Annotated in this window: 15 protein-coding genes and 3 pseudogenes; 9 read left to right on the top strand and 9 right to left on the bottom strand. The window is 50.3% G+C overall.

Features of this window, described 5'->3' with window-relative positions; translation table 11 throughout:
• Nucleotides 1–146: 146 nt before the first annotated feature.
• The 3 genes from ACB035_RS09335 (at nucleotide 147) to ACB035_RS09325 (ending at nucleotide 3,866) form a co-directional block, all read left to right on the top strand.
• A complete protein-coding gene (locus ACB035_RS09335; protein WP_257686910.1) occupies nucleotides 147–1,751 on the top strand; it encodes an ABC transporter substrate-binding protein in 1,605 nt (534 codons plus the stop codon).
• A gap of 118 nt (nucleotides 1,752–1,869) precedes the next feature.
• Nucleotides 1,870–2,169 carry a hypothetical protein gene (locus tag ACB035_RS09330; protein WP_258720728.1) on the top strand — a complete coding sequence of 100 codons (300 nt, stop codon included), beginning with the start codon at nucleotides 1,870–1,872 and terminating at the stop codon, nucleotides 2,167–2,169.
• A 137-nt stretch (nucleotides 2,170–2,306) separates the two neighbouring features.
• Nucleotides 2,307–3,866 carry a methyl-accepting chemotaxis protein gene (locus tag ACB035_RS09325; RefSeq protein WP_371167148.1) on the top strand — a complete coding sequence of 520 codons (1,560 nt, stop codon included), beginning with the start codon at nucleotides 2,307–2,309 and terminating at the stop codon, nucleotides 3,864–3,866.
• Nucleotides 3,867–3,935: 69 nt separating this feature from the next.
• On the opposite strand, the gene dusA is transcribed toward ACB035_RS09325, so the two are convergent.
• Nucleotides 3,936–4,988, bottom strand: a complete 1,053-nt coding sequence (gene dusA / locus ACB035_RS09320; protein WP_371167147.1) for a tRNA dihydrouridine(20/20a) synthase DusA — start codon at nucleotides 4,986–4,988, stop codon at nucleotides 3,936–3,938.
• Between the two features lie 88 nt (nucleotides 4,989–5,076).
• Between dusA and ACB035_RS09315 the strand changes: the two genes are divergently transcribed.
• Nucleotides 5,077–6,177, top strand: a complete 1,101-nt coding sequence (locus tag ACB035_RS09315) for a site-specific integrase (protein ID WP_371167146.1) — start codon at nucleotides 5,077–5,079, stop codon at nucleotides 6,175–6,177.
• Nucleotides 6,178–6,316: 139 nt separating this feature from the next.
• Nucleotides 6,317–6,418, top strand: a pseudogene (locus tag ACB035_RS09310) (IS5/IS1182 family transposase); the annotation flags it as partial.
• A gap of 56 nt (nucleotides 6,419–6,474) precedes the next feature.
• On the opposite strand, the gene ACB035_RS09305 reads toward ACB035_RS09310, so the two are convergent.
• The 8 genes and pseudogenes from ACB035_RS09305 to ACB035_RS09270 form a co-directional block, all read right to left on the bottom strand.
• Entirely contained in the window at nucleotides 6,475–7,392 is a 918-nt protein-coding gene (locus tag ACB035_RS09305) for an IS5 family transposase (protein ID WP_371167145.1), read from the bottom strand.
• A 183-nt stretch (nucleotides 7,393–7,575) separates the two neighbouring features.
• Nucleotides 7,576–8,301 (bottom strand): ester cyclase, encoded by a 726-nt coding sequence (locus tag ACB035_RS09300; RefSeq protein ID WP_371167156.1) that lies wholly within the window; start codon nucleotides 8,299–8,301, stop codon nucleotides 7,576–7,578.
• A 19-nt stretch (nucleotides 8,302–8,320) separates the two neighbouring features.
• Entirely contained in the window at nucleotides 8,321–9,238 is a 918-nt protein-coding gene (locus ACB035_RS09295; protein ID WP_371167144.1) for an EamA family transporter, read from the bottom strand.
• A 2-nt stretch (nucleotides 9,239–9,240) separates the two neighbouring features.
• On the bottom strand, nucleotides 9,241–10,323 hold the full coding sequence (gene hemB, locus ACB035_RS09290) for a porphobilinogen synthase (RefSeq protein WP_371167143.1): 1,083 nt from the start codon (nucleotides 10,321–10,323) through the stop codon (nucleotides 9,241–9,243).
• A 45-nt stretch (nucleotides 10,324–10,368) separates the two neighbouring features.
• Nucleotides 10,369–11,571: a 3-oxoadipyl-CoA thiolase gene (gene pcaF, locus ACB035_RS09285; RefSeq protein ID WP_371167142.1), complete on the bottom strand. Its 1,203-nt coding sequence runs from the start codon at nucleotides 11,569–11,571 to the stop codon at nucleotides 10,369–10,371.
• The gene (locus ACB035_RS09280) at nucleotides 11,564–12,247 is read right to left on the bottom strand and encodes an alpha/beta hydrolase (protein ID WP_371167141.1); all 684 of its coding nucleotides are present in this window, start codon (nucleotides 12,245–12,247) and stop codon (nucleotides 11,564–11,566) included. Before ACB035_RS09280 ends, pcaF begins: the two co-directional genes overlap by 8 nt.
• Nucleotides 12,248–12,275: 28 nt before the next feature.
• Entirely contained in the window at nucleotides 12,276–13,136 is an 861-nt protein-coding gene (locus tag ACB035_RS09275) for a 3-keto-5-aminohexanoate cleavage protein (protein ID WP_371167140.1), read from the bottom strand.
• Between the two features lie 186 nt (nucleotides 13,137–13,322).
• Nucleotides 13,323–14,200 (bottom strand): annotated as a pseudogene (locus tag ACB035_RS09270) (IS5 family transposase).
• Nucleotides 14,201–14,218: 18 nt separating this feature from the next.
• Between ACB035_RS09270 and ACB035_RS09265 the strand changes: the two are divergent.
• From ACB035_RS09265 to ACB035_RS09250, 4 genes and pseudogenes are all read left to right on the top strand, one after another.
• Nucleotides 14,219–14,352: pseudogene (locus tag ACB035_RS09265) on the top strand (IS1595 family transposase); the annotation flags it as partial.
• 395 nt (nucleotides 14,353–14,747) lie between these two features.
• Entirely contained in the window at nucleotides 14,748–15,875 is a 1,128-nt protein-coding gene (locus tag ACB035_RS09260) for a cupin domain-containing protein (RefSeq protein WP_371167139.1), read from the top strand.
• A complete protein-coding gene (locus ACB035_RS09255) occupies nucleotides 15,859–17,055 on the top strand; it encodes a Rieske 2Fe-2S domain-containing protein (protein WP_371167138.1) in 1,197 nt (398 codons plus the stop codon). The genes ACB035_RS09260 and ACB035_RS09255 overlap by 17 nt, the downstream gene beginning before the upstream one ends.
• The gene (locus ACB035_RS09250; protein ID WP_371167137.1) at nucleotides 17,048–17,545 is read left to right on the top strand and encodes a hypothetical protein; all 498 of its coding nucleotides are present in this window, start codon (nucleotides 17,048–17,050) and stop codon (nucleotides 17,543–17,545) included. Before ACB035_RS09255 ends, ACB035_RS09250 begins: the two co-directional genes overlap by 8 nt.
• Nucleotides 17,546–17,547 lie beyond the last annotated feature (2 nt).

The raw sequence follows: 17,547 nt of genomic DNA, 5'->3' as shown, positions 1-17,547 counted from the left end.
CGGGAACGATCTTCTACCCCGATTGGGAGTGAGAGTCGAATGCTGGCGGTCAGACCAGCAAACGGGATATCATGATTTCCCATCTGTCGGCGATATTTTCTCGCCGAGTTTTCTCCCCGCTTCACACTATTTGAAGGATCCGACCCATGAAAGGATGGAGCCCCTTGCTGGCCCTGCTGGGCTGTGCTGCTGTCCAGGCTGCCGATATTCCCGCCGGAACACAACTCGCCGCCGAGCAGATTGTCGTTCGCCACCTCAAGGATGAACCTGCGAGCCTGAGCCCGCTCAAGCTGGTCGGCCTGCCGGAGTTGCAGGTACTGCGGGATCTGTTCGAGGGGCTGCTGACCCAGGGGCCGGATGGCAAACCGGTTGCCGGGGTGGCGGCCAGCTGGGAGAACAAGGGCAACCAGTTCTTTACCTTCCATCTGCGCCCGGATGCGCGCTGGTCCAACGGCGATCCGGTCAAGGCCGGCGACTTCGTCTACGGCTGGCGCAAGCTGGTCGACCCGAAAGAGGCGGCCACCTTCGCCTGGTTTGCCCAACTGGCCCGTTTCGACAAGGTGGACGAGATAGTCGCTGGCAAATTGCCTGCCAGCGAGCTGGGGGTCAAGGCCCTCGATGACCACACCCTGCAGGTGACCCTCTCCCAGCCGGTGCCCTACTTCCTGAACCTGCTGAGCCACCCCAGCCTGTCGCCGCTCCATCAAGCCAGCATCGAGCAGTACGGCAACCAGTGGACCCAACCCGGCAAACTGGTGGGTAACGGTGCCTTTGTGCTGAACAACCGGGTGGTCAACGAGAAGCTGGAGCTGACCCCCAACCCTTATTACTGGGATCGGGCCCATACCGTATTGACCAAGGTGATCTTTATGCCGATCAATCAGGAGAGCGCGGCCACCAACCGCTACCTGGCTGGCGATCTGCATATCACCGAATCCTTCCCCAAGGAGCAGTACGACAAGCTGAAGCAGCAGATCCCGAATGAGGTCTACACCCCGGATCAGCTCGGCACCTACTACTACGCCTTCAATACCCGTCAGGCGCCACTGAACGATGTGCGGGTGCGCAAGGCGCTCTCCTACACCATCGATCGCGCCCTGATCGCCGACAAGGTGCTCGGCACCGGCGAGAAACCGGCTTATCACTTCACTCCGGATGTGACCGCCAGCTTCACCCCGGCCGCCAACCTGCTCTCCACCAGCAGCCAACCGGCGCTGGACAGCAAGGCCAAGGCCCTGCTCAAGGAGGCCGGCTATGGCCCGGACAAGCCGCTCAAGCTGACCCTGCTCTACAACACCGCGGAAATTCACAAGAAGATGGCCCTGGCGATTGCCAGCATGTGGAAGCAGAAGCTGGGCGCCGAGGTCGAGCTGACCAATCAGGAGTGGAAAACCTATCTCGACAGCCGCCAGAGCGGTCAGTTCGAGGTGATCCGCTCCTCCTGGGTCGCAGATTACAACGACCCTTCAGCGTTCCTTGGCCTGTGGGGCTCCCGTCACAGCGGCAATATGGCAGGCTTTGCCAATGCCCGTTATGACCAACTGTTGGCAGAGGCGGCCAGCACTCAGGATGCCGCCAGCCGCAGCAAGCTGTTTGGCGAGGCGGAGACGATCCTGCTGGATCAGGCCCCCATCGCCCCCATTTACCAGTACACCAATGCCCGCCTCATCAAGCCATGGCTTAAAGGCTACCCCATCAACAACCCGGAAGATGTGGCCTACAGCCGCCAACTCTACCTCGTCAAACACTGACACCGGCCACAATGATGCGAGGCCCCGCAGGGCCTCGCTATTGATACTGTTCACATCCCGATTTCCAGCCTAAAATGCCGCCCCTTCTGTTCAATTAATCTTCAATACCCAGTCAGACATGCGTTATTTGATACTGCTCTCGTTGTTGTGGACCCTGCCTGCGCAGGCCAATAGAGAATCCCAATGCCAGCAAGAGTTTGTCGGCTGGATGCTGCACCAGCAGCAACAGTTCAGCGATCGCAAGTCTGACAAGATGGAACGGCGCCGGGCCGAGCGGGCCATCGAGTTGGCTCGTCAGGAGTACGACAAGCAGGCCAGCTTCTGCAAAACCATGCAACTTGTACATGAGTACAAAGATGATGATCCTCGCCTCGCCCCAAGAAAGGGTGAAGTTCACGATTTCACACCGGCCAGCTGACCCTCACTTCATCAATTCATTGTGTTGATTAATTGACCCAAGCCAAGTTCGGGTCACTGAAGAGCCTTAGAATGATTAACTGAGAACGACAATAAAAAACATAGTTATCAGTTATTTGGCTTTTTCAGGAACGACACATGATCAGACTCCATCAGGAGGGGGAGATACACTTCCCCGACAACATCGCACTCATCTCGACCACGGATCCCGCCAGTCATATTACCTATGCCAACCAGCATTTCTGTGATGTGGCCGGGTATGGTGCTGCCGAAATGGAAGGGGTGCCCCACAATCTGGTGCGACACCCCGACATGCCCAAGGCGGCCTTCGCCGACATGTGGCAGCGGCTACGACAGGGCAAAAGCTGGATGGGGCTGGTCAAGAACCGCGCCAAAAGCGGTCAGTTCTATTGGGTAAACGCTTACGTCACCCCGATCCTCAATGCGCAGAAGGAGATCGTCGAGTTCCAGTCGGTGCGCACCAAACCCGCCGCCAACGATGTGGCCTGGGCCGAGCAGCTCTATGGCCTGTTGCGCAGCGGCAAGGCGCTTCCCTGGCTGAGCCGCTTTCACATTGAACCGGGTCAGCTGACCCTCTGGCTCTCCGCTTCTGCCTTGCTCACCACCCTTGCTAACTTTGCCACCGGCAACCTGTTATGGCTGCTGCCCACCGCCTTGTTGCTGTTGGCACAGGCAACCCACGGCTGGCGATTGCAGCAACGGCTGGCTCATCTGCTCACCCTTGCCGATCAAGACAAGGGAACCCGCCTCTGTCAGGTGCTCTACACCCGACGGCGCGACACTCTGGCGGCCGTCGAACTGGCCCTGCGGATGAAACAGGCCGAGCTCAAGGCCGTGGTCGGGCGCAGCGCCGACACCAACCAGCAGATCCTGCAGGCAGCCGAAGATGACCGGGGCAATATCCAGACCATTGATACTCATCTGCAGCAGCAGCGCACCCACAGCGAGCAGCTGGCGACCGCCATCACCGAGTTGAGCCACTCCATTCGCGATGTGGCCCACAGTGCCCATGAGGCGAGCAATCTGGTCATAGAGGTACAGCAGGTATCCGACGAGGGGCTGCAAGCATTGGCGACCACCCGTTCTGCCGTCAACCAACTCCATCAGGAGCTGGATGCCAACCACGCCGTGCTGGCCCAGCTCACCAGCGACAGCCAGAAGATCAGCGGCATTCTGGAGGTGATCAGTCAAATCGCCGACCAGACCAACCTGCTCGCCCTCAATGCGGCCATCGAGGCCGCCCGGGCGGGCGAACAGGGGCGCGGCTTTGCCGTGGTGGCGGATGAAGTAAGGGCGCTGGCCCAGAAGACCCGTGCCTCGACCAGCGAGATCCACGAGATGATCCAGGCGCTGCAACAGACTACACGACAGCTGTCGGAGGGGATGACACAAGGGGCGCAGACCTCGGTGCGCTGCCAGCAGCACGCGGGCACCACCGCCGACGTGCTCACCCAGATCAACCGGATGCTGGGGCAGGTAACCCGCACCAGCGACGAGATCGCCCAGGCGGTGAGTCAGCAGGCCGACGTCACGGCGACCCTCGATGAAGGGGTACACCAGATCCACCAGCTGGCCAGCCACACCGCCGACAACAGCAGGCAGGCGCTAGATGGCATCACCCTGCTGGTAGAGCGGCTGCAGGATCTCTCGCGGCTGATCAACCAGTTCAGATATTGAAGCGACAGCGATCAAAAAAGCGCGTCAACTGACGCGCTTTTTGGCTGCTCTTGCCTTGGCACAACTGGCTTATTCGGCCGTCTCGCTGGCGGCAAACTCCGGCACCTTGGCCATGGCATCCAGCACCACCTGAATATCCGCCCCCGGTTTGCAGGCGTTCTCGCTCAGGTGACGACGCCAGGCGCGAGCCCCCTGCATGTTCTGGAACAGCCCCAGCATATGGCGGGTCATGTGGGAGAGGTAGTTGCCCTTGGCCAGCTCCTGCTCGATATAGGGCAGCATCATCCGCACCACTTCGTGGCGGCTCGGCACGGCGTTGTTCTGGCCGAACACCAGATTGTCCACCTGCGCCAGAATGTAGGGGTTCTGATAGGCTTCGCGCCCCATCATGACGCCATCGACGTGTTGCAGGTGCTCAAGGGTCTGCTCCATGGAGGTGACACCGCCGTTGAGGGCGATGGTCAGCTCCGGGTAATCCTGCTTGACCCGATAGACGCGGGGATAATCGAGGGGCGGGATCTCGCGGTTCTCCTTGGGGCTCAGGCCACTCAGCCACGCCTTGCGGGCATGGACGATGAAGGTATCGCAACCGGCATCGCGCACCTGTTCGATAAAGGCCTGCAAAAACTCGTAAGAGTCCTGATCGTCGATACCGATACGGGTCTTCACCGTCACCGGAATATCGACCACATCGCGCATCGCCTTGACGCAGTCTGCCACCAGCGCCGGTTCACCCATCAGGCAGGCACCAAAGCGGCCGTTCTGCACCCGATCGGAGGGACAACCGACGTTGATGTTCACTTCGTCATAGCCGCGCTCCTCGGCCAGCTTGGCACAGCGCGCCAGATCGGCCGGATTGCTGCCACCCAGCTGCAGGGAGATGGGGTGCTCCTGCTCGCTGTAACCCAGATAATCCCCCTTGCCGTGGATGATGGCGCCGGTGGTCACCATTTCGGTATAAAGCAAGGTCTGGCGGCTCATCAGTCGATGAAAGTAACGGCAATGCCGATCAGTCCAGTCCAGCATGGGGGCAATTGAGAATGTCTGGCGGTGGGCAGGCTTGCCAGATATGGCCTCAGAGCCTGATTTAACGGTGTTTTCACTGATTTGTTTCTGAGTCATTTGCGGGTGTTTCCAGACATTTGTTGATTGAACCTGCCCCATATCTGCCCCACCATTTCATGGGGCAGGTGTACTCCACGAGGTATCTATGGCCGGCTACACAATAGAAAAACGTAAGACCAGCAAAGGCGAGCTACGCTATCGCTGCACCGTCAGGGAACATAAAGGCGAAGAGGTAGTATACCGAGAATCCCGAACCTTTGGCAGACAGTCCGACGCCAAGAGCTGGGGCACGCAGATGGTTGCGATGATCGAGAGGGATGGTTTGCCAGGACAGGTACAACCCGCCCCAACCATCCGCGAACTCATTTCTCTCTACCGTGCCCATCCAGCCATCAGCCCCACCATAGGCAGAACCAAGGCTTATTGCCTCGACCTAGTTGCCGATTGCGATATCGCCAAGCTCAATGCCGACGAGCTCACCATCAAAGACCTGGTCGATCACTGCCAAGCCAGAAGAGATGCGGGGGCATCTCCAGCTACCGTTGCTCACGACATCAGCTATCTTGGTTCTGTTTTTGCAGCCGCCAACCCAGTCTTCAATATCCCGGTCGACAACAAGCTCATCTTAGAAGCACGCAAGACCCTCAACAACCTGAAACTGGTGGGAAAAGCCCAGAAGCGCACCCGTCGTCCGGTGAGCGATGAACTGGAGCGGATCATCCAAGGGTTGGAAAAAAGGCAGAGCCATAGCATGGCCAAGATCCCCTACACAGACCTCCTTAACTTCGCCATCCTGAGCTGCATGCGAATAAGCGAGGTGTGCAAGATCAAGTGGTCTGCCGTAGATGAGAAGAATCGTGCCGTGCTGGTTGAAGACCGCAAAGACCCGAGAAAAAAGATAGGGAACCATATGCTGGTGCCCCTGCTCGGCGAGGCTTGGGAGATCCTCAAACGTCAGCCCAGAGCCGACGATCGCATCTTCCCCTACAACAGCAAGAGCGTCACCGCCGGTTTTCTGCGAGTCAGAACGGAGCTTGGAATTGAAGACTTACGCTGGCACGACCTACGCCGCGAAGGAGCCTGCCGTCTGTTTGAAGCTGGCTTTGTCATCGACGAGGTCGCCCAAGTCACCGGCCACAGAAACATCAACATCCTCTGGCAGATATACACCGACCTCTACCCCAATCGGGTACATGCCAAGTTTGAACGGCTACAACAGGCCAAGGTGGTAGCAGAGGCCAGATAAAGTGGGAAAAGTGGGATACAGATTGATGCTAAGATGTTGCTCTTGTCAGATGTATTCAGGATGATCAAGCAATTAACAGAACCCCATTGAGTCATTTTCGTGAGGTTATGGCCCCACTGATCTCAGGGATGAGGTCAGCATGAGTCACCAGCTCACCTTTGCGGACTGCCAGTTCAATGGTAAACGTCGCAAAACTCGCAAAGAGGCGTTTCTTGCTCGTATAGAGGCTCTGCCTCTATGGGGTATTGTTGCCCAAATCGGCCATTATGCCACAACTTCCCCAGCCCCAGGTGACAGCTACACTTGGGGCTTTCTAACCGGCAGACCAAGGGCATTCAGTTTGTTCATCGCACACACGTAGGCCATGAGCTCTCCCACTTGTCCGTTGTAGTTATGTAGACTGATTTTTCCCGTCATCAATTGTTTGAACCTATACATCGCCGTCTCGGCCAATGAGCGCCGATGATACCCGGACTGCTGCTTCCAGTGAGTCAGCCCCTCCTTGCGCATCACCAGAACCGCTTCATGACGTGGATGCTCCTCACCCCATAAACCGGCATTCTTGCGCGGCGGAATACAAGCCTTTGCTCCTTTGCGCTTTATCAGTTCATCGCAGGCCTTGGTGTCATATGCGCCATCGGCATACACGGTACCAAGGGCTCGGCGTAGCGGATTGAACAGGGTCGGCAACACCTCGGCATCATGAACATTTTCCAACGAAGCCTCGGCTGCCACGATGTCGTGGGTCGCCGGGTCTACCGCCAGGTGCAATTTGCGCCAGACCCGGCGCTTGTCATGGCCATGCTTTCTAACCTTCCATTCACCCTCGCCAAACACTTTCGTGCCGGTGGAATCGATAACCAAATCGGTAACCTTGCTCTTGGGTGGCTGGCGGTATGCCACCTTCACGGTACTGGCGCGCTTGCTGACACAGCTGTAGTCGGGGGCACACAGCGGCACATTCATCAGCTCAAACAGCGAGTCGAGCAGGCCCAGTGTCGCCCGCAGGGAGAGGTTGAAAATGCCCTTGAGCATGAGAAAGGTACAGATGGTCTGGTCGGTGTAGAGGGCGCTTCGTCCCCGGCGGCCATGATGTTCTTGATGGAACCAGTTATAAACGACATTCTCATCAACCCAGAACGTTAGCGAGCCGAGTTTGACCAAGGAACGGTTGTACTGTGACCAGTTGGATATGGCGTGAAGCGACTTGCCCATGATGCTGATTTGAAGAGGGATTTGGTGATCAGATCGCCGTCTCCACCATAAGTTCAATTCAGGTCACTCTGATGTGGGAAACAACGCCCCTCTATGGTTAAGAATGCTCGCTTGCTTCGTCAACTTCGCGACAAAACCTATCAATATACAACCGGTGCCTATGTACTGTAACGGAGCAAAAATTTAGCCAAAAAACATATTGAAACTAGATTTTTTCTTCAGATATATCCCCATTCTGATTAATACCTCTATTGTGTTATTATCGCAAATATAAGTCATAAACATTTTTTTATTGCTGATGTTAAGTAATTCGAAGGCTCGCTTCAGGTGGGTTTGAACTGAGCTGTCTTTTATTTTTAAAATGGTGGCCACTTCTTTTACTGACAAGTTTAATGTTGACAATGAAAGGCACTCAATCTGACGCCTGGTTAAGAATGGCGAGAGCAATTTTGGGATGACATCATACAAGTCCTCTAAAGGACTTCGCAGATTTATATTTTCATATTGCGCTAAAGATATTCCCATTAATTGACCTAATATACCCTGGATGTCAACGACAGATGAATAATGACTGATTTTATTATGTATAAAGGTAAACCGTGAACTCCCTTGGTAAACCAGATCTTTACCAGTTGCAGAAATGCTCAGAAATTCACCTAGGTGTTTTCCTTTTGTGGTCCACTCGATAACAATTTCGTTATGATAAGTTGTAATACTGTCTTCTTTATACAGTGACGTTGGAAATGCTTGCTGCCAAACTTTCAAAGTATTGCAAAATGAATCAGGTCCTACAGACAGTTTAATTGGGCTTTCAATCGTGGTTGTGGGAGTCATAACATCTTTCACGAACTCGGGTGCCTTATCATTCCATACTTTATTCATAAGCTCACGTGCGGTATGAACACACATCTGTCGGTGATTCAAAATACTAACCTTCATTTTTAAAATCGTTGGAATACTTAATTTTAATATTCTGTACCAACTCTTTGATTTTAGTGGGAGGAAAACTACCAATTAACAAGCCGATTACGACCAAAGCACAGCTTAACACTTTTTGTGAAGATATAGCCTCGTGAAAAAAAATATTTGAACCTAAAATGGCAAAGATTGGCACGAGTAAAGTAAAAGGGGCCACATAAGACAAATGGTAAGATACAACTAACCTATTCCAAATCCAGTAACCGAAAAGCGTTGTGAAATAAGCTTGGTATATAATTGAGAATATATCGAGTGTGGTCATGTTTTCTACCAAGGCAGTAAAGTTGTTTGCCCCGACCTGAATGTAGGAAATGAAAAAAAGTGGAATGGGAGCAAAGAGCATGGACCATACGCTGAAGGCGAAAACGCGTTTTGTTTTTGATTTTTTAAGCAAAATACCAGAAGCCGACCAACACAACGCAGCAACCAGAATAAGTAACACACCTTCCATATTGATAGAACCATCGGAAACAGTTAGACTGAAGGCCAATCCAAGCAAAGCGATTAGTGAACCGATGAAACGGTTGGTACTCACCGATTCTTTGAGTAAGAACCAGCTAAGCACCAAGCCGAAAACAACATTAGTCTGAATTAACAAAGCGGCCATGCCTGGTGATAAACCAGCGCCTATAGCCCAAGTTGACAGTCCCCACACACCAACCGAAAAAGTTAAACCATAGGCAGCCAGATAAAACCAATGCACATCAGGCTTTTTCACAAAAAAAACGGCGGGAACAGCCGCTAATGTAAACCTCAGCCCGGTCAGCAACATTGGATCAAGCGCATTTAGTCCTAATTTAACGACAGAAAAATTAAGACCCCATATAGCCATGACTAGAATGCACAGGGTGTAGTCCTTCGACCTCATAGCTAAGCCTTTATATGTTCTAGGGTGTATGAATTACATTTATTCCAGATTGCGAACTGCTTCGCAAAATAGGTTACGATAAGATCAGCCCCCGCTCTTTTTAAACCTGTCAGTGTTTCTAAAACTGCTTCTTGTTCGTTTAACATGCCCATTTGAGCAGCACACTTGATAGCAGCATACTCTCCGCTGACTTGATATGCCGCCAGTGGAAGCAGTGTTTTGCTGCGCAAGCTTGTCAAGATATCCAAGTAAGGCGTACCGGGCTTGATCATTAAAATGTCAGCCCCTTCTTGTTCATCGAGCAATGCTTCGCTTAATGCTTGTCTAGAATTAGCATAATCGAGCTGATAAGTTCGTCTATCTCCTTTGAGATCGCATTCAACGGCATGTCTGAAGGGCCCATAAAAGGAAGATGCAAATTTCGCACTATGTGCGAGTATGGCAACACTAGAAAACCCAGCTTCATCCAACCCTTGACGAATAGCCATGACTTGACCGTCCATCATGGCAGAGGGTGCTAGCATATCGGCCCCGGCGCGTGCTGCAGTGATGCACTGCTTGACTAAGTTTGTCACAGTCTGATCGTTATCTACGTCATGATTGGCCAATGTACCGCAATGCCCGTGCGTTGTATACTCGCAAAAACAGATATCGGGTATCACCATCATTTGCTGACATGCAGATTTTATAGTGGTGATCATACGACTAAGCAAACCGTTGCTATTCCACGTATCACTACCTATTTCATCTTTGTGATGACTAATACCAAATGGCATCACGTATCGAATCCCTAATGCAAAAAGCTCTTTTATTTCAGAAGCAAGCTGTGTTTCCGGTATTCTAGCCAGACCTGGTAAAGCGATAATTGGCACCTCGCTTGAGATATCTTCTTCGACGAAAATCGGGTAAATTAAATCACTTAATTTCACCTCATTTTCCCTGACTAGCTCTCTCATCAGTGAAGTCGTTCGCAAACGGCGTAAGCGTTTGGTTAACTCTTGTTGAGTTGAATTCTTTGAATTTGACATTAATACCACGGTGATGTGACTCCAGAATTTTCCTAGAATATCTTTTATAAGTGGCATCAGTTGGTTATATCGACCGAAGCCACTCCAGATCTACTAATTATCTTAAACTCGCTCAATGATCATGGCCATTCCTTGCCCGACACCGATGCACAAACTACAAAGTGCATAACGCCCGCGTTGTTGTTCTAGCTGATTAACTGCAGTGCCAATCACTCTCGCGCCACTCATTCCAAGTGGATGTCCAAGAGCAATTGCGCCACCATTCGGATTCAGACGCTGGTCGTCTCCCTCAATACCAAGGTTTTTAATAACAGATAGTACCTGAGATGCAAATGCCTCATTTATCTCGATCACGTCCATCTGGTCTAATGACAGTTGCGTTAACTCCAGTACCTTTTTAATAGCTGGTACTGGGCCGAAGCCCATAATATTTGGCTCTACTCCGGCACAGGCTGTTGCCACTATCCTAGCTTTTGGTACTAGTTTATAATTTGACAGTGACTGTTCTGAAGCTATCAATAATGCAGCAGCTCCATCGTTAATACCTGATGAGTTACCAGCACTAACAGAACCATTGTGATGAACGACCGGTTTGAGATTGGCCAAGGTTTCTAAACTCGAGAGTCTGGGATGTTCATCGGTATCAACAAGTACACTCCCCTGACGTTTGTGTTTGACTTCGACAGGTACAATTTCATTTTTGAAGAATCCTCGCTCTTTGGCATCGGCATATTTTTGCTGGCTCAAAAGCGCAAACGCATCCTGTTCTATTCGGGTAATGTGGAACTTTACCGCAAGGTTTTCAGCTGTTTCAGGCATAGAGCAAGTGCCGTACATTCCGTTCAGTTTTGCGTTAACAAACCTCCAGCCCATCGTGGTATCGTAGAATTCAGCATTACGAGAAAAAGGTGAATCAGTTTTCCCAAGCACATACGGTGCCCGTGACATGGACTCAACACCACCGGCAATGATCAGATTGGCTTCGCCAGCTTTAATGGCGCGAGCTGCGCTAGAAACTGCTTCCATCCCAGATGCACATAACCGGTTTACCGTTGACCCTGGTACCTCTTTATCAAAACCAGCTAATAGTAAACTCATCCTAGCGACGTTTCTGTTATCTTCTCCAGCCTGATTAGCACAACCTAAAATCACATCATCGACGTTACGCCAATCCACATTTGAGTGACGTTTTTTAAGAGCCTGCAAAGGGACTGCGGCCAGATCGTCAGCGCGGACAGAGGCCAGTGAGCCGGCATAGCGACCAATAGGCGTTCTTACGAAATCACAAATATACGCGTTATGCATATGCGACCTCCTCGTTATTCATAGTAAAGCTGGATGAGATTAACTCTCTAGCTCTCTCAACTTCAGGCTTAGAAATGTAGTGGTCTCGTCCGGTAAAAATCTGCAGATGCACACTCGCACCCAGCTGATCAAAATATTCGGCCGTTTCTGTCACACGCTCAGCAGATACCCAAGTATCGTTGTTACTACCAGTTATAAATATACTCATTCCATTAAATATATTTTTTTGAGATACTACTTTTGGATAATTAGGCCCGAATAGACCTCCGGTGAATATAATTGCACCACCAACCGGACATAAATATTGCCTCAAAAATTCGGCGACCATACAAGCACCCTGCGAAAAGCCAGCGAGCCAGATGTTTTGACTTTTTACTCCTTGTGAAAGTAAGTCTTGAAGTATATCGTTGATATAATCGAGACCATTATTTAGAAAAGGTTGATTGTCTTCAATGTCGCGGGTAAACCCACGCGGATACCATGTTGTTCCCGGGGCACAAGGTAGTAAATAGGTTACATCATCCAGATTCAGCTTTTGTATTAGTTTAGACATGTCATCTACAGTTTGGCGACGTCCATGCAACAAAATTACCACGGGGTTTTCTGTGCTAAGTTCAGCCCCTTTCTTAACGACTGAATATATGCTAGTGTCTGAAATGGCTTGGGTATTTAACACTATATTTTATTCCTTTTATTGGCTGAAGTTACATGGCCGTGGTGGCAGTTTTTTCTGGTTTTAAAGCTTGGCTTAACCCTAAAATATTTCTCGCCTCATCGACAGTAGCCACTTCCCTGCCTAATTCATGAGACAGCCTGACGATACGATCCACAAGCTGAGCATTGCTGGTCGCAAGCTCACCCTTGCGGTAATAAATATTGTCTTCAAGACCAGTGCGGACGTGACCACCAAGCAAAATTGAATAGGTATTTAGTGGGAGCTGCGCCTGACCGATGCCAATAGCAGACCAAATACTATTTTCTGGGAGACAATCGACTAAATGCAGCAGATCTTTGCAGGTCGGGCTGACCCCGCCATGGATCCCCATAGCGAATGCAAACACCAATTTTGAGCCAAGGTAGCCTTGCTTTTGAAGGGTGATTGCCTCGTTAATCACACCTGAATGATAAATTTCGATCTCTGGTGTAACATTGTGTTGCTTGATGGCAAGCGCCAGTTTTCTAGCAAGTGCGGGGCTATTGATAAATGGTTTATCGCCATGGTTAACCGAACCACAATTAAATGAGGCTATTTCTGGGCTGTACTGAAGATGGTTCCATGCTTCTTCTTCTGGAAAACCTTGTGGAAGGTTTAGACCAGATGTGCTCAGGTTGAGGATAATATTGGAACGCTCACGGACACGCTCAATAATTTCCCGCCAAACGTTGCTATCATAGCTTGGCATACCAGCTTCATCACGAGCGTGGATATGGGCGACACTGGCACCAGCCAAACTACATTGCACTACAGCATCGGCAATTTCTTTTGGGGTATGTGGGACTGCAGGGTTCTTACTTCTGGGAGTTATTCCACCATTTACGGCAGCAGTGATGATTAGATTTTCCATAATTTTTGAGCTTCTATGTTATGCATTTTGATTGATAATATAGATGCCAAGTAAAATAGATGTCCCTAAAAAAAGGGGATTGAAGCTGTATTATCACTCCGTTTATGTGGGCGACTGTCAGGTGAATACCGGCGTTGTTGCCCAAATCGGTCATTCAAACGCCATTCCCCCAGCCCCAAGGGATAGCTACACGAGTGGCTTTCTTACAGGCAGACCCAGGGCGTTGAGTTTGTTCAAGACGCTCACATACGCCATCACTCGCCCACCAGCAACTGCTTGAACCGATACATCGCCGTCTCTGCCAGTGAGCTAAGGTGATATCCCGACATCTTCTTCCAATGCACTAGCCCTTCCTTACCCATCTCCAGCACCGCCTCATTTCTCGGATGTCCCTTTTCCCATAACCCGCGTTCTTGCGAGGCGGGATACAGGCTTTCGCCCCTTTGTGCGAGATCAGCTGATGACTTGCTTTTCTGTCATAACTGCAATAGCTCCATCCGCATAAACACGTCCCAGCTTGCGCCGCAGTGAATTGAGCAGCGTCGGCAGCACCTCAGCATCATGGACATTTTCCAGCGAGACTTCCGCCGCCACGATATCGTGGCTCACAAGGTCTACCGCCAGGTGTAACTTGCGCCAGACTCGCCGTTTCTCAACACCGTGCTTTCTGACCTTCCACTCGCTTTCACCAAACACCTTCAACCCGGTTGAGTCGATAACCAAGTCGATAATGCGCTCCTTTGGGGGCCCACCGTCACCATGCGTGCCCGCTTGCTGACACAGTTATAGCCCGGTGCGCACAACGGCATATTCATCAACTCGAACAGGGAGTCGAGTAGCCCCTGACTGGCCCGCAGAGTGAGGTTGAAAATCCCCTTGAACATCAGGACGGTACAGATGGTCTGGTCCGTGTAAAGCGGACTACAGCAGCGCCACCCATGATGGTCGTTGTGAAACCAGTTCTTCATGGTCTCGGTATCAACCCAGAAGGTGAGTAAACCACGGTTAATCAAAAACTTATTGTACTTAGGCCAGTTGGTTATGGAGTGAAGCAACTGGACCATGATGCAGACTTGAAGAGGATGGTGGTGCAAGACCCAGCGAGCCACTATGCGAATTTCCAAATGGAGAAAATGAACGCTGAGATGGTCGCAGCAGCTTTACCGGATGTGGTGTTGAGGTGCGCGATGGGGTGAGTATTTATGCCAGTTTCAGTTAGTCAGAGTGCGTACCCATTTTCTGAAAAACTGCGAAGGCTGGCGCAGGATACTGTTACTTTACGGGAGGGGCATAAATATCAAGGCATGTTTGCATGCGGCATTGGGGAACCACATCACCCTATGTAACACGTAATTGGGACAGAACCAAAATGACGCTTCTTATACAAGCTTAGATAGCATGTCAACATTGAACGCTGTAAAAATCATTGCTCAAAGTTAACTTGTTTAAGAAATTGTAACAAAGATCACATCGCGTGAATTGATTGTTGTTTTTTTATTGCCATTGCGAGTCGTGTGAGTACCATTCGCCATCGGTTAGCGAACTGCATCTCAACTGGGTATATAGATGCATCTAATGCATCTTTCTGCGTGAATTATAAATAGAGTCAAAATGAAAAAATTAACTGATGTGACACTGGTAAAGCGTGATGACATTCCATCAATACGAACAATTGAAGTTGACGGGGTAGAGCACTGGCTTGGTCACGTGAAAGATTTTATGAAACAACCACATCTGCTGGATTTCCTTCCTGACGATAACCGCGTTTCCATGGCATGGGTACGTTTAGAGGCTGGTGAAGAGTTGGAACCGCACATTCATCCTGTAGAGTCGATGATTCTGATGTGCGAAGGTGGCGCATGGACCACTGGGGATGTTCAAGCAAAAATGCAAGCAGGTGATGCGCTTTTGGTTCCCCCTGGTAAGCTGCATGGATTTAAAGGTGCGAATCCAAATGGGTTCTGGGGGCTATCTATACAATTTGATAGCCGCGGCTTATATGAGGATTATTCTGATCCTTGGGCGACTTTCCTTCCCGACGATATTAAAAAGAATTTTGGCGGCTCTGTGGCAGAACAACTGTTTGCTCGCAATGAGATCTACATGGAGCGCTTTGATAAGCATAAGCTTTTTGCGTTAGTGAATCGCAAGCTGCTGGACAATCCGGTTGCTAAATCCAAGTTTCTCAATTGCTTTCAGGTATGGTCTGATCATTTTCAGCGAATGGTGCTATCTAGAGCCTCCACTCTGAATGACAAGGCTTACGAAGACATGACAATGTCGCACCTTGAAGAAGAGTTAGGACACAACCGTCAACTGAAAAACAATCGTCAGGATTTTGAAGTGGTTTTTGATCCGACATTGGAGGCAGCAAGTTCATGGTTTGTAAGTCAAATGTACTCTTTGACTGACCTCGAAAAGGTCGTCTTGGTGCATTTGGTTGTGGAAGCGTCAGCAGTATTTTTCTACAAGCATATTAAACCTGCTTTAGTGGATTCCTCTACAAAAGAGCATTTTGAGCTGCATAGTGTGCTTGATGATGAGCATGTTCGTATGGGCTACGATTTTATCGCTTCGGCTGAGATTGGAGATAGCCAGGCCTTGTTTGATATCCAGAACAAAGGTTGGGCCATGCTGATGACTGTGATGTCGAGAATCGCAGACCTGACGGTCTATGCCAGCAACCTCGGTGTCAGTACTGAGGCTCATGAGGAGCTTTCGGATGAAGCCATGGCCTAAGGAAGGCACACGCCGAATCCCTTCGGAAGTCTACACCAGTGATTCGGTTTATTCCCAGGAAATTGAATACATTTTCCAGGGCAACACTTGGAATTATGTAGGGTTGGCGGCTGAAGTCGCCAACCCGGGCGATTATATCCAGACATACATAGGTGAGACGCCCGTGGTTGTGGTTCGTGACCGTGAAGGGGCTATCAATGTTTTGGTCAACCGTTGTCCTCATCGAGGTGCGAAAGTTTGTCATAACCAACATGGTAACGTGAAATTGTTCGTCTGCCCGTACCATGAGTGGGCATTTAATCTTCAGGGTGAACTGAGAGGGATGCCGTTTAAGAATGGTATTGATGGTAAGGGCGGGATGTCGGCGTCGTTTAACCCTGATGAACATGGAATGCAGCGGCTGAACGTCACGGTACGTCATGGTGTAATTTTTGCGAGTCACTCATTTGACTTGCCACCATTTGAGGAATACCTCGATCCGACCATGCTTGCCTATTTTGATCGGGTGTGTGATGGCAGGGAACTTAAGGTGATCGGAAAAATGCGACATCGCATCAACTGCAATTGGAAATTGCAGGTTGAAAACGTCAAAGATCCCTTTCATGCAGCATTACTGCACTCGTTTTTCAAAAACTTCGGAATTTGGCGTTCCGATCAGAGAACAAGTGTCGAAGTGTGTCGAACTGGGGCGCACAGTGTTCTTGTTAGTACTGCTTCCTTTCAGTTGCGCCAGAACGAAGAAGCTGCACCTAAGGCTCGACTCAAAGCACCTCAGCTAATTGACCATCAGCGTGAATTTGAGCATGGAACTGGGGCAATTATGACGATTTTTCCAAATCTGATCATGCTACAGCAGCTCAATTGCCTGGCAATGCGACACGTTATTCCGGATGGGCCGAATACCTGTATTAAAGTCTGGACGTTTTTTGGCTATGCAAATGAATCTCAAGCGCTCACGAAACGCCGGCTGCTACAGGCCAATTTATTGGGGCCGTCCGGACTAGTAACTATTGATGACAATGAAATCTTGGCTGTGACGCAAGATGGTGCCAAAGGTAGCCCTCAGTCAAATATTGTTCTGGAGGCCAGCACGGGAGAATCGAGTGAAGACCATATGATGACAGAGTCGGCGATCCGTGGATTCTACCGATATTATAAAGAGGTATTGCACTTTGAGTAGTTTACAAAGAGACCTCACACTGCAGGCGGCGGTGGCAGATTTTTATGCTGCCTATCACCATACTCTTGAGCAAAACGACCTGATGAAATGGGTCACATTTCTAGCACCTGATTGCCTCTATAAAGTGACATCTCGTGAAAACGTTGAACGCGGCTGGCCCATATGTTTTGTGTTATGTGAAAACCAAGACATGGCGTATGACCGGGCCGCAGCATTGCAGGATTCTATTTATTTCCGGCAGCGTGTTCAGCAACACATGGTATCAAATCTGCGCATCACCGAAGTGGAACAGAAAGGATCGTGGACTCTGGTATATGCCACGAGCAGCTTTACGGTATATGAGAGCATTAATGGCCACGAGGCATCTCTACTGGTAACGGGTAAAACATTGGACATCCTGATGATGAGGGACACACAGATTACCTTTAAACGAAGGACCTGCATCTGTGCTCCCGACATTATATCAAACTCAATTGTTTACCCCCTCTAATC

It is taken from the genome of Aeromonas sp. S12(2024), from assembly GCF_041402305.1.
Taxonomy (GTDB): domain Bacteria; phylum Pseudomonadota; class Gammaproteobacteria; order Enterobacterales; family Aeromonadaceae; genus Aeromonas; species Aeromonas veronii.
The sequence above is the reverse complement of the archived record's forward strand: the minus strand, read 5'-3'. Positions and strand labels throughout refer to the sequence as shown.